Here is a 12,669-nt window from a genome sequence, read left to right on the forward strand (position 1 = left end):
CGGGACGGCTCTGCCGGCGCTTGCCTTTCGCACTGCAGCATCATATCGCTCCAAAGTCGGACCAGGGTGGAACTTTCCGTTTCGCCAATCTTTCCAATCTCCTGCAACCGGAGAGCAAAGCATGACCAAATGGGTTTTCACCTTTGGCGATGGTGCGGCGGAAGGCCGTGCCGGCGACAAGAATCTGCTGGGCGGCAAGGGCGCCAACCTGGCCGAAATGTGCAGCCTGGGCCTGCCGGTGCCGCCAGGCTTCACCATCACCACCGAGGTCTGCAATGCCTACTATGCCAATGGCCGCGCCTATCCGGCGGGATTGGAAGCCGACGTCGCGGTCGCGCTCGATCACATCGGCCGGCTGACTGACCGCCGGTTCGGCGATCCGTCGAAGCTGCTGCTGGTGTCGGTGCGCTCCGGAGCTCGCGCCTCGATGCCGGGCATGATGGACACCGTGCTCAATCTTGGCCTCAACGACGAGACGGTCGAGGCGCTGGCCACCGATTCCGGTGATGCGCGCTTTGCCTATGACAGCTACCGCCGCTTCATCCAGATGTATTCCGATGTCGTCATGGGCCTCGATCACGAGGTGTTCGAGGAAATCCTCGAAGACCAGAAGGCCAGCCTCGGCCATGAGCTCGACACCGAACTGACGGCCATCGAATGGCAGGGCGTGATCGCGCTCTACAAGGCCAAGGTCGAGGAAGAGCTCGGCAGGCCGTTCCCGCAGGATCCGCAGGAGCAGCTCTGGGGCGCTATCGGCGCGGTGTTCTCGAGCTGGATGAACAACCGCGCCATCACCTACCGGCGCCTGCACGACATCCCCGAAAGCTGGGGCACGGCGGTCAACGTCCAGGCCATGGTGTTCGGCAATATGGGCGAGACCTCGGCCACCGGCGTTGCCTTCACCCGCAACCCATCGACCGGCGAAAAGCAGCTCTATGGCGAGTTCCTGGTGAACGCACAGGGCGAGGATGTCGTCGCCGGCATCCGCACGCCGCAGAACATCACCGAGGCCGCCCGCATCGCCGCCGGCTCCGACAAGCCGTCGCTGCAGAAGCTGATGCCCGATGCCTTCCAATCCTTCGTCAGCATCTCCGACAGCCTGGAAAAGCACTATCGCGACATGCAGGACCTCGAATTCACCATCGAGCGCGGCAAGTTGTGGATGTTGCAGACCCGCTCGGGCAAGCGCACCGCCAAGGCGGCGCTCAAGATTGCCGTGGAAATGGCAAGGGACGGCCTGATCACGAAGGAGGAAGCCGTCGCTCGCATCGACCCGGCCTCGCTCGACCAATTGCTGCACCCGACCATCGACCCGAAGGCCGCGCGCGACGTCATCGGCGTCGGCCTGCCGGCATCGCCTGGCGCTGCCACTGGCGAGATCGTCTTTTCCTCCGGCGATGCCGAGGATCTCAAGGCCCAGGGCCGCAAGGCGATCCTGGTGCGCATCGAGACCAGCCCGGAGGATATCCACGGCATGCATGCGGCCGAGGGCATCCTGACCACGCGCGGCGGGATGACCAGCCATGCCGCCGTCGTCGCGCGCGGCATGGGCAAGCCTTGCGTGTCCGGCGCCGGCTCACTGCGCGTCGACTACAAGGCCGGCACGCTGCTCTCGATGGGGCAGACCTTCCGCAAGGGCGACATCATCACCATCGACGGCGGCAACGGCCAGGTGCTGAAGGGCGCCGTGGCGATGCTGCAGCCTGAACTTTCCGGCGATTTTGCCGCTATCATGGAATGGGCGGACGCGGTGCGGCGCATGAAGGTGCGCACAAACGCCGAAACCCCGCTCGATGCCCGCATGGCACGCTCTTTCGGCGCCGAGGGCATCGGTCTTTGCCGCACCGAGCACATGTTCTTCGACGGCGCCCGCATCGTCGCCATGCGCGAGATGATCCTGGCCGATACCGAAAAGGATCGGCGCATCGCCCTTGCCAAGCTTCTGCCCATGCAGCGCTCGGATTTCCTGGAATTGTTCGAGATCATGGCAGGCCTGCCGGTGACGATCCGCCTGCTCGATCCGCCGTTGCATGAATTCCTGCCCAAGACCGAGGCCGAAATCGCCGAGGTCGCGGCCGTCATGGATGTATCGCCCGACAAGCTCAGGCAGCGCACCGAGGCCTTGCACGAATTCAATCCGATGCTTGGCCATCGCGGCTGCCGGCTGGCCGTCTCCTATCCCGAAATCGCCGAGATGCAGGCACGCGCCATTTTCGAGGCCGCCGTCGAGGCAGGCCAGAAGGCTGGCGCGCTGGTCGTCCCCGAAATCATGGTGCCGCTGGTCGGCCTGGTGAAGGAGCTCGACTATGTGAAGGCGCGCATCGATGCGGTCGCCAAGAGCGTCATGGAAGAGAGCGGCGTCAAGATCGATTATCTCACCGGTACGATGATCGAACTGCCGCGCGCGGCGATCCGTGCCCATGTCATCGCCGCAACAGCCGAGTTCTTCTCCTTCGGTACCAACGACCTCACCCAGACCACGTTCGGCATCTCGCGCGACGATGCGGCCTCGTTCCTGGAGACCTACCGCCAGAAAGGCATCATCGAGCAGGATCCATTCGTCTCGCTCGACGTCGATGGCGTCGGCGAACTGGTGCGCATGGCCGCGCAAAAGGGCAGGGCGACACGCCCCGACATCAAGCTCGGCATCTGCGGCGAACATGGCGGCGACCCGGCATCGATCCGCTTCTGCGAGGAGGTCGGGCTCGACTATGTCTCGTGCTCACCCTATCGCGTGCCGATCGCCAGGCTGGCGGCCGCGCAGGCCGCGGTACAAGTGTCAAAAGCGGGGCGCGGGTAGGGAGATCAAGGCATTGCGCAATCGCACCGCGGTGAAACGGGAACGCGCTGTCTGAAGGGCGACTGATCGTCAGGCTGGCGAATGGTGCGTGCGCCAGGGCAGTCAAATTGCCGCGCCAGGCATTTTTCTGCTATCCATCGTCCGATTTCCGCCTTCATGCGGGTCTTTGGATGCCGGCTTGAAATCGCCAGTCAGGAATTCGGTTTGATGCGTCTGCTGCAAAGACATCTCTGCATGATCGCCATGTCGTTGGTGGCTGTGCCCAGCGCCCATGCCGCCACGCTGGTCGAACCCACGCTGCACATCAAGCCCGCGGCAAGCGGAGCGGGCCGCGTTGCGCTTACGCTCGACGCCTGCGACGGACAGACCGACACGCGCATTCTCTCGGCGCTGGTGGAAAACAAGATCCCCGCCACCATTTTCGTCACCGGAATCTGGCTGAAGCGCAATGCCGCGGCCGTCGAGATCATGCGGGCGCATCCGGACCTTTTCGAATTGGAAAATCACGGTGGTCGCCACATTCCGGCGGTCGACACGCCGCAAAAGATCTACGGCATAAAGAGCGCCGGCAGCCCGGATGCCGTGCTGGCAGAAGTCGAGTCGGGGGCCGCGGCGCTTGCCAGGACCGGCGAGCCGGCGCCGAAATGGTTCCGCGGCGCCACCGCCGAATACAGCCCCTCGGCGATCGCGATGATCCGCAAGCTCGGTTTCAAGATTGCCGGCTTCTCGATCAATGGCGATGGCGGCTCGCTGCTTGGCGCCAAGGAAACCACCAGGCGCATCGCCGCGGCCAAGGACGGCGACGTCATCATCTCACACATCAACCAGCCGACCCACGCCGCCGGCGAGGGCGTCGTGCAGGGCCTGTTGGCGCTGAAAGCCAAAGGCATGACCTTCGTGCGCCTCGACGATGCCGACGGCACGGGCAATCACGGCACCACAGACTGAGGGTATTCAGGTGATGCCGGCCTGCAAATGACTGACACCTGCGCTTTCGGTGCTCACGTACGAAAAGTACGCTCCGCTCCGGTTCTCGGTATCAGCCATTTTCGACTCGGCCTGACCTGAATCTCAATGCACCCTGAATGCATTCAAGTCGAAGGGCTCAACCCGGCTTGGCTTCGATCGTAACCTTGCTGGCGTAGAACGCACCGTGGTCGCGGATTTCGGTCATTTCGTCGAAAGGCCGCTCGTAAGCCCACATCGCGTTCTGACCGGCCTCACCGGCAGGCAGCACGCTCCAATAGCTGGCGTCGCCCTTGTAGGGGCAATGGGTCGAGTGCTGCGTGCTGCTGAGCTTGTCGAAATCGATGTCGGCGAACGGAATGTAGAAGGCAGGGGGATAGGGCGCTTCGCCCAGCACCTTGGCCTTGGTGGACGATGCGATGACCGTATCGCCAGCGCGCACCGTGACGGTGCCGGCATAGGGTTCGATGGTGATGATCTTGTCGGGGTTGCGCTGGAAGCCGGGTGCCGGGTTGGCGATCTTGTCCATGCTGGTTCTCCTTGCGTGGCCCCTTAAAGTGTGGCGGGCACAGCTGTTGCGCAAGGTGGGTTCGCATCACGAAAACAGGCGCGCCAAATCCCCAAGGCGTGGCGCTGCAGCGCTTCGAGTGGCAACCGTGGCTCAGGCGGCGGTCTTGAATGCGTCCATCAGTCCGGCATAGGCGGCCGCGATGCCCGCAACCGGGTTGCTGCTCCTGGAAACGGTCTCGACTTTCAGCGAGCCGCCGCCGGTCGGCAAGGTGAGCAGCAGGAACTGGCGATTGCCTCCAGCGCCGACGGATGCGGCCGCGACGTGCTGGCCTTCCCCCTCGTTCTGGACGCACATCTTGAACAGGAGCGTGCCGCCGACCGCTTCGAGCGCGCCGCCGACAACTTCAACAAATTCGTCTTCGGAAACAGTCTTTTCGTCCGGCACCAGATCGGCCAGGCTTTCGGCAAGTGTGCTCTCAAGGGCTTTGTCGTCGAGCTGCGTGTCCATGCGAACCTCTTTCAGTCGCCAATCGCCCCCTTTACCCGTTAACGAAGCTTAACGCCGACGATGGCCGGATTGTGGCGGATTTCCCAGTCACGGGATAGGACACCGTCGCGCCTTTAGTGTTTTTGACCCTCCTGCCATCGCGGTGGCACGAATGCCCAGCAGTCCAAAATCCAAAACATGCCAAAATTCAAGCGCTTGCCGTTGCGGCACGGACCCTGAAATTCGCATCCCGCGCGAGCGGGCGACTGGACAATCCGCCGGTTCGCTTCACAATGCGCCAAAGCTACGACGCAAAATGCGCGAGGGAGGAGGAACCGATGCTGGGGCTGATGCAGGAATGGCCGCTGCTGTGCCACAAGCTTATCGACAACGCCGAACGGCAGCATGGGGTGCGCGAGATCGTGTCGCGCTCGATCGAGGGGCCGATCGTGCGGACCACCTATGCCGACATCCATCGTCGTTCTCTCAAGGTCGCCCAGCGGCTGGAGCGGGACGGCTATGGGTTGGGCGACCGCATCGCCACGCTGGCCTGGAACACGGCGCGCCACCTCGAGGCCTGGTACGGCATCATGGGCGTCGGCGCCATCTATCACACGCTCAATCCGCGCCTGTTTCCCGAGCAGATCGTCTGGATCATGAACCATGCCGAGGACAAGGCGGTCTTCGTCGACCTCACGTTCATTCCGCTGCTGGAGAAGATCGCCGGTGCCGTCAAATCGCTGAAAAAGGTGATCGTGCTGACCGACAAGGCGCACATGCCGCAGACGACCTTGCCCAATGCCGTCGCCTATGAGGAGTGGCTTGACGAGGTCGATGGCGACTTCGCCTGGAAGACTTTCGACGAAGGCACCGCAGCCGGCATGTGCTATACATCGGGCACCACGGGCGATCCCAAGGGCGTCGTCTACAGCCACCGCTCGAACGTGCTGCACGCCATGATCGCCGCCATGCCCGACGCGATGGGCCTGTCGTCGCGCGACACGGTCCTGCCGGTTGTGCCGATGTTCCATGCCAATGCCTGGGGCCTCGGCCAGAGCGGTCCGATGGTCGGCGCCAACCTGGTCATGCCCGGCTGCAAGATGGACGGCGCCTCGATCTATGAATTGCTCGACACCGAGAAGGTAACCTTCAGCGCCGCCGTGCCGACCGTCTGGATGATGCTGCTGCAATATCTGGAGGAGACCGGCAAGAAGCTTCCCTATCTCAACAAGGTCGTCATCGGCGGCTCGTCCTGCCCGCGCGCGATCATGACGAAATTCCAGGACAATTACGACGTCCAGGTCATCCATGCCTGGGGCATGACCGAAATGTCGCCGCTCGGCACGTTGTGCACCCTGAAGCCGGAATATGCCGGTCTCCAGGGCGAGGCCCGGCTCGATGTCAAGCAGAAGCAGGGCTACCCGCCCTTCGGCGTTGAAATGAAGGTGACCGATGACGAGAACAATGCGCAACCCTGGGATGGCAAGACCTTTGGCCGCCTGAAAGTGCGTGGTCCGGCCGTCGCACGCGCTTATTACGGCGGCGCCGGGGCGGAGCAATTCGATGCGGACGGCTGGTTCGATACCGGCGATGTCGCTCACATCGACGCCGGCGGCTACATGCAGATCACAGATCGGGCCAAGGACGTCATCAAGTCCGGCGGCGAATGGATTTCGACCATCGACCTCGAGAATCTGGCCGTCGGCCACCCGGACGTGGCGGAAGCGGCGGCCATCGGCGTCCATCATTCGAAATGGGGCGAGCGGCCCTTGCTGGTTGTCGTTGCCAAGCCAGGTAAGGAGCCGACCAAGGCGGATATTCTCGGTTTCATGGATGGCAAGGTGGCCAAGTGGTGGATGCCCGACGATGTCGCTTTCGTCGGCGAAATACCGCACACCGCCACCGGCAAGATCCAGAAGACAACCTTGCGCCAGCAGTTCAGGGACTACCGCTTGCCGACGGATTGAGGGGATGTTGCGTGTTTCGGCTTCAAGCCGCCGCGAAAAGGCACTAAACCTCCGTCCGGGTTGGGGCAACGCAGAGAACCATGGTTAGCATTCCCGAACGGCGAACGTCGAAGGCAGCCGGCTGGTCGCGGCGCACGGCCGCATTTTCAGCGGTGCTTTTGCTGACCGACTTCGTCGGCCACCGCTTCGATCTCGTCGAAACGCCGGTGTTCCTGTGGGTGCTCGGCATCGTTGCGCTGCTCGCGGCGCTGGCGCTGCTGTTCGCCGCCTTTGCCTTTTCGAGACTATGGAAATTCGGTGACCGTGGCGGCCGCGACCTGACCGTCGGCGCCTTGCTGGCACTGCTGGTGCTGGTTCCCTATGGCGTTGCCGCCTACTGGGCGACGATCTATCCGCCGCTCAGGGACATTTCGACCGATTTCGACGAGCCGCCCGCGCTCGACGTCAGCGAGCGGACAAAGGACATGAATGTGCTGTCCCCATCGACGCCAGGCGAACAACGGCTGCAGGCCGACAGCTATCCGCTGGTCACCGCGCGCAGCTACGATCTGCCATTCGAGACCATAGTCAATGCCGTCGAAACCGTTCTCGACCGGCGCAGTTGGGATCTCTCCGAACCCTATCCCGACCTTACCGGGCAAAGCGACGTAACCATTACCGCAGTCGCCAAGGGCTTCGTGCTCGGACTTCCTGCCGATGTGGCGATCCGCGTGACGGACGATGGCGATAGCGTGATCGTCGACATGCGGTCGGCTTCGCGTTACGGCCGCTACGACCTTGGCGACAATGCCGCGCGCATCACCGATTTCCTGGCGGAACTGGATCAGGAAGTCGCCGGCCAGGTCGGGGCGGCGCCCGCCGAGTGAAGTCCAGAACATCCTGCGGCCAGGTGGATTTGCGCCGTGCCGCACAAACGTGGCTTCAGTCTGCGAACGGACTATTCGGCCGGCTCGAACCTGCCTTGCAGCAAGATCGTCGCGACCGGACCAAGCGGATTGGCGATCCGGCTCTCGAGGACCTCGATAAGTTTGTGCCCGACATCTGCCATGTCCACGGAATGAACGCCAATGTTCGCCGGCAGGAAACGCGCCAGACGAGTATTGTCACGGGTGACGATGTGAACGTCACGGCCCGGCACCAGACCCCGTCTGCCGAGAGCGTGCAACGCGCCAAGAAGGCCCAGTTCGTTGGCGCATGCCAGGCCCGTTGGACGATCTGACGACGCCAGCAGGCGATCGAACCAGGCCGCGCTCGATTCCATTGTGAACGTGCCGTCACCGATCAGGGACTGGTCGATCGGGATGCCGGCCTCGGCCATCGCCCTTCGATAGCCGGCGAGACGTGTGGCGCTCGCCTGATCCTTCTGCACGAGAAGTTGTAGAGCAATGCGTCGACAGCCCTTGTCCATGAGCCGCCGGGTCGCCTCATAGGCGATCTGTTCATTGTCGATATCGACATAGGGATAGGCGATGCCCAGGTCGGTTCTTCCAAACGCGACGAACGGTATGCCCTGATCCAACAGCAGCCTGACGCGCGGATCGCCCGAGACCATGCGCGTGATGATCAGACCGTCGGCGCTGTGCGCCTGAAGCAGCCGCTGCACGCTTTCGACGGGATCGTCGTCGGGCGTGGTGGAATAGATTGACAGACTATAGCCCGCTTGCCGCGCCGCTAGCGTCATGCCTTCGATCAAGGGAAGCTTCGCCAGATCCGACAGGTAGTCGCGTGTTTCCATCGGCAGCACGGCCGTCAGCGTCAGGGTCTGTCCGGTTTTCAGCGCCCGGCCGTGATGGTTCGGGACATAGCCGACCCGCTTGGCCACTTCCTTGACGCGCGCCACGGTAGAGGGATGCACCTCCGGCCCGTCCTTCAGAGCGCGCGATACCGTGGTCACCGAAAGGGAAAGTTCCGCCGCGATCTGTTTTAGATTGGCCATGTCGCCCGACTTGATTTGCGAAAGCGCCGGCTGATTTTGCTGAGCATCGTAACGTTACCGGATTCGACCCGAGGGTCAAATCCAGGCCCGCCGAAACTGAACGAGCTCGCCTGAAAGTCGCTTGACTCCGAAACGTTTCGCGGTAATCGTAACGTTACGATTGCAAAAAAAGCCCACATAAGGCGATATTCCGACGAATCCTGGAGGAGAACATATGTCCCGATTATTACGCATTTCGTTGGCGGCGATCGCAGTCTCGGCTGCCGTGCCCGTCTATGCCCAATCAGTCACCATCACGACCGCGGGCGGTGATTATGGCAACGCCATGAAGGAGGCGATGTGGGCTCCCGCCGCAAAGGAACTTGGCTATGATGTTCGCGAGGAGACGCAGAGCGATGGCCTGGCCGCTTTGAAGATGCAGGTCACCGCGGGTGCGGTCACCACCGACATCATCCACCTCGGCTCGCCGGAAGGCGCGCAGGCAGCGGCCCAGTCGCTGTTGGAGCCGCTTGACTACAAGATCATCGATCCCAACTCCGTGCCGGCCGGCGCAAAGTCCGATTACTGCTATCCGTTCGACTCCTATGGCACCGTCATGTCGTGGAACACCAAGACCTATGGTGAGAATCCGCCGAAGACCTGGGCGGAATTCTGGGACGTTGCCAAATTCCCGGGCCGTCGCGCGCTGCGCGCCAATGCGCAGGACTTGATCGAAATCGCCTTGCTCTCCGATGGCGTGGCGCCGGCGGACGTCTATCCCACGCTCAGCACGCCCGAGGGCCTGGCGCGCGCCATCAAGCGGCTTGAAGCGATCAAACCGAATGTCTCGGTCTGGTGGACCTCCGGAGCGCAGTCGGCGCAATTGCTGAAGGACGGCGAGGCGGATCTGGTCGTTACCTGGAATGGGCGAGCCCAGACGGTGAAGGCGGATGGCGGTTCGGTTGACTACACATTCAAAGGTTCCGTCATCGGCACGGACTGCCTTGGGGTGCCGAAGGGGGCGCCGAACAAGGAAGCGGCCATGAAGCTCATCGCGGCGATGACGCAGCCCGCACGGGTGGCGAAGCTGACCGACTTCATCGCCTATGGTCCGGTCAATCCTGCCGGCTATGAGGGTGGTCTTATCCCTGAAGATCGCCTGAAAACCCTGGCGACGGCACCTGAAAACGCCGGCACCTCGGTGTTTTCGAACGCTGACTGGTGGGTCAAGAACGGCGAGGCCGCTCAAAAAGCTTTCGATGAAATGATGAGTCGCTGAGTCTATGGTGCATCAGCTCTAGACGTTCGAGCCCATCATGAAGTCGCTCCCGATCACCATCGCCAGCGTGTCCAAGGCCTATGGGTCCTACGTCGCGCTGGATGATGTCTCGCTCGACATTCAGGCTGGCGAATTCCTCACTTTGCTGGGGCCGTCGGGGTCGGGCAAGACCACGCTGCTCATGGCTCTGGCCGGTTTTGTCCGGCCCGATTCCGGCAAGCTCCTGTTGGCGGATCGGGACATCACCCGTCTGGCCCCCAACAAGCGCGACATCGGCATCGTATTCCAGAGCTACGCGCTGTTTCCCCATATGAACGTCCTGGCGAATGTCGAGTATCCGTTGGCGCTACGCAAGACGCCGAAAGCGGAGGCCCGGCAGCGGGCGCTTGATGCTTTGGCTCGCGTGAAGCTGGAGGGTCTGGCGGAGCGCAACATTGCCGCACTGTCCGGCGGCCAGCGCCAGCGGGTGGCGCTGGCGCGAGCCATCGTCTTCGAACCACGCGTGATGTTGATGGACGAGCCGCTGTCGGCGCTCGACAGAAACCTGCGCGAAACCATGCAGTACGAGATCCGGCGTCTGCACGATGACCTGGGGATCACCACGATCTATGTGACGCATGACCAGCGCGAGGCGCTGACCATGTCCGACCGGGTTGCGGTGATGAATTCCGGCCGCATCCAGCAGATCGACACGCCACAGCAAATTTATGATCGTCCATCGACCCGCTTCGTCGCGCAATTCATGGGCGAGGCCAACATTCTGGCCCCGGGCTCGGTGCGCACAATCGACGGCGGCGATGCGTTTCGCGAGACCCTGATGATCCGCGCGGAAAGCTTCCACCTGGATGTCAAGCTCGTCGGGCGAGACGGAGCGGCGCTCGACGGAATGCTGCGCGCCAAGGCGTTTCGCGGCGAGAACTGGCTTTTGACGCTGGCGCTTGATGATGGGCAGGAGGTTCTTGTCTGCATTCCGTCAGCACTTGCCGGCGGCTGCGCCGAGCTTGCCGCCGGTCAGCGGCTGACCGTGTATGCATCGGCGGCCAAAGTTCACGCGATACCGGGAGCGACATCGTGACCGCCACTGTCGATCCCGCGCTCGCGGCCGATGCGCGAAGCGAGCGGCGGTTCTTTCTTGCGCTGTCGCTCCCGGCGCTTTTCATCGTTGGATTGGCGGCGATACTGCCCATCCTATGGATCATCCGGCAATCCTTCCTGACCACGGGCGGCGACTATAGCGTCGGCAATTACGAGAAGGTGCTTTCGAGCGGACTGACATGGTCGGCACTCGTAACAACCGTTGAGCTGTCCCTGGGGACGCTGGCGTTCTGTATTCTTCTCGGCACGCCCCTGGCGCTCGCCCTGGCCAGCGCCAGGCCAAGGGTGGCCAATATGCTGATGGCCTTCGTCATGCTGCCGCTGTGGACCTCCATTCTGGTGCGCACCTACGGCTGGCTGGTGCTGCTGCGGCGCGATGGCCTGATCAACGCGGCTTTGACGGGCTCGGGCCTGACAGGGGAGCCATTGCCGCTGGTCTACAACTTCACGGGAACGCTGATCGGCATGGTTCATTACATGCTGCCGCTCTTCCTGCTGCCCGTCTATGCCGCGATGCGCGATATCGACGCCAACCTTGTTCGCGCTTCGGCGAGCATGGGAGCCACACTCGGGCAAGTGATCCGCACCGTCATTCTGCCCCTTTCGGCCGGCGGCATCTTCTCGGGTTCGACGATCGTCTTCATCTACACGATAGGTTTTTTCATCACGCCGGCGGTGCTGGGCGGCGGCAAGGTAAATCCTCTCTCCATCCGGATCGAGCGCACGCTGTCGACCTTTCAGGACTGGGGTTCGGCGAGCGTCCTTGGCATTCTGCTCCTCGTTCTCATGGCGCTGATTGGTGTGATGTTCCTGGCGGCGCGTCGACTGATGGCGCGCGACAAAACCGGCACGGCCCATGCTTGAAGCCTATCCGGACAACAGGCTGGCCCGCATCCTCCTTTGGGGTTTCTCCGCGCTGGCCATGGCATTCTTGATGCTGCCGACGCTGGTGGTCGTGCCGCTCTCCTTTTCGGCGTCCGATTTTCTCGAGTTTCCGCCGCGCGCATACTCGTTGCGCTGGTACGAGAATTTCTTCGGTTCGGCGACATGGATGGCCGGCCTGAGGACGAGCCTGATCCTTGGGACGTTGACGGCGATGGTCGCGGTGCCCTTAGGGCTGCTGGCCTGCATCTCGATGAACCGGCTCGGCGGAAAGACCGCCTCAGCCATTCAAGGTGTTCTGCTCGCCCCCTCCATCGTGCCGGGAATCCTGCTTGCGATCGGCCTCTTCTTCGTGCTGGCGGCGCAAGGCCTGGTCGGAACGCTGTTCGGCGTGCTGGTCGGACATGTGGTGCTGGCCATTCCGGTGGCGTGCATTGTGCTGTTGCCTGCCGTGGCCCGCTTCGACTGGAACCAGGTCCAGGCGGCGCGCAGCCTTGGCGCGGACTGGGCGAGGGCCATCGGCGGAATAATCGTTCCGCAACTTCAGATCAGCCTGTTGTCGGCGACATTGATGGCCTTCCTGACCTCGCTCGACGAGTCCGTCATTTCGATCTTCGTCGCGAGCGGTCGCAACAGCACCCTGCCGAAGCTCATGTTCCTGTCGCTACGTGATCAGATCGATCCGACAATCGCGGCGATCTCGACATTGTGGACCGCCATCGTCGTGGTCGTCGTCCTGATCGTGACCCTTCGCCAAAAATCCTGACC

Annotated in this window: 11 protein-coding genes; 8 read left to right on the forward strand and 3 right to left on the reverse strand. The window is 62.6% G+C overall.

The window, feature by feature from the left end; translation table 11 throughout:
• The first annotated feature begins 121 nt into the window (after window positions 1–121).
• Both ppdK and MAFF_RS30690 read left to right on the forward strand, forming a co-directional pair.
• Window positions 122–2,800, forward strand: a complete 2,679-nt coding sequence (gene ppdK / locus MAFF_RS30685; protein ID WP_010914919.1) for a pyruvate, phosphate dikinase — start codon at window positions 122–124, stop codon at window positions 2,798–2,800.
• Window positions 2,801–3,007: 207 nt separating this feature from the next.
• Window positions 3,008–3,748 carry a polysaccharide deacetylase family protein gene (locus MAFF_RS30690; RefSeq protein WP_032933198.1) on the forward strand — a complete coding sequence of 247 codons (741 nt, stop codon included), beginning with the start codon at window positions 3,008–3,010 and terminating at the stop codon, window positions 3,746–3,748.
• A gap of 157 nt (window positions 3,749–3,905) precedes the next feature.
• On the opposite strand, the gene MAFF_RS30695 is transcribed toward MAFF_RS30690, so the two are convergent.
• Window positions 3,906–4,295 carry a DUF427 domain-containing protein gene (locus MAFF_RS30695; RefSeq protein WP_010914921.1) on the reverse strand — a complete coding sequence of 130 codons (390 nt, stop codon included), beginning with the start codon at window positions 4,293–4,295 and terminating at the stop codon, window positions 3,906–3,908.
• A gap of 132 nt (window positions 4,296–4,427) precedes the next feature.
• Entirely contained in the window at window positions 4,428–4,784 is a 357-nt protein-coding gene (locus MAFF_RS30700) for a hypothetical protein (RefSeq protein WP_010914922.1), read from the reverse strand.
• A gap of 317 nt (window positions 4,785–5,101) precedes the next feature.
• Here MAFF_RS30700 and MAFF_RS30705 point away from each other — a divergent pair, with 317 nt between their 5' ends.
• Window positions 5,102–6,730: a fatty-acid--CoA ligase gene (locus tag MAFF_RS30705; RefSeq protein ID WP_010914923.1), complete on the forward strand. Its 1,629-nt coding sequence runs from the start codon at window positions 5,102–5,104 to the stop codon at window positions 6,728–6,730.
• A gap of 80 nt (window positions 6,731–6,810) precedes the next feature.
• Window positions 6,811–7,596: a DUF1499 domain-containing protein gene (locus MAFF_RS30710; RefSeq protein ID WP_010914924.1), complete on the forward strand. Its 786-nt coding sequence runs from the start codon at window positions 6,811–6,813 to the stop codon at window positions 7,594–7,596.
• 71 nt (window positions 7,597–7,667) lie between these two features.
• Here the strand turns inward: MAFF_RS30710 and MAFF_RS30715 are convergent, their stop codons facing one another.
• Window positions 7,668–8,666: a LacI family DNA-binding transcriptional regulator gene (locus MAFF_RS30715; protein WP_010914925.1), complete on the reverse strand. Its 999-nt coding sequence runs from the start codon at window positions 8,664–8,666 to the stop codon at window positions 7,668–7,670.
• Between the two features lie 214 nt (window positions 8,667–8,880).
• Here MAFF_RS30715 and MAFF_RS30720 point away from each other — a divergent pair, with 214 nt between their 5' ends.
• Genes MAFF_RS30720 through MAFF_RS30735 form a run of 4 tightly spaced genes read left to right on the forward strand, consistent with a single transcriptional unit; the run spans window position 8,881 to window position 12,667 of the window.
• Entirely contained in the window at window positions 8,881–9,924 is a 1,044-nt protein-coding gene (locus MAFF_RS30720) for an ABC transporter substrate-binding protein (protein WP_010914926.1), read from the forward strand.
• Window positions 9,925–9,961: 37 nt separating this feature from the next.
• The gene (locus MAFF_RS30725) at window positions 9,962–10,999 is read left to right on the forward strand and encodes an ABC transporter ATP-binding protein (RefSeq protein ID WP_010914927.1); all 1,038 of its coding nucleotides are present in this window, start codon (window positions 9,962–9,964) and stop codon (window positions 10,997–10,999) included.
• On the forward strand, window positions 10,996–11,883 hold the full coding sequence (locus tag MAFF_RS30730; protein WP_010914928.1) for an ABC transporter permease: 888 nt from the start codon (window positions 10,996–10,998) through the stop codon (window positions 11,881–11,883). Before MAFF_RS30725 ends, MAFF_RS30730 begins: the two co-directional genes overlap by 4 nt.
• Window positions 11,876–12,667, forward strand: a complete 792-nt coding sequence (locus MAFF_RS30735) for an ABC transporter permease (RefSeq protein WP_010914929.1) — start codon at window positions 11,876–11,878, stop codon at window positions 12,665–12,667. The genes MAFF_RS30730 and MAFF_RS30735 overlap by 8 nt, the downstream gene beginning before the upstream one ends.
• Window positions 12,668–12,669 lie beyond the last annotated feature (2 nt).

The organism is Mesorhizobium japonicum MAFF 303099 (assembly GCF_000009625.1).
Lineage (GTDB): Bacteria > Pseudomonadota > Alphaproteobacteria > Rhizobiales > Rhizobiaceae > Mesorhizobium > Mesorhizobium japonicum.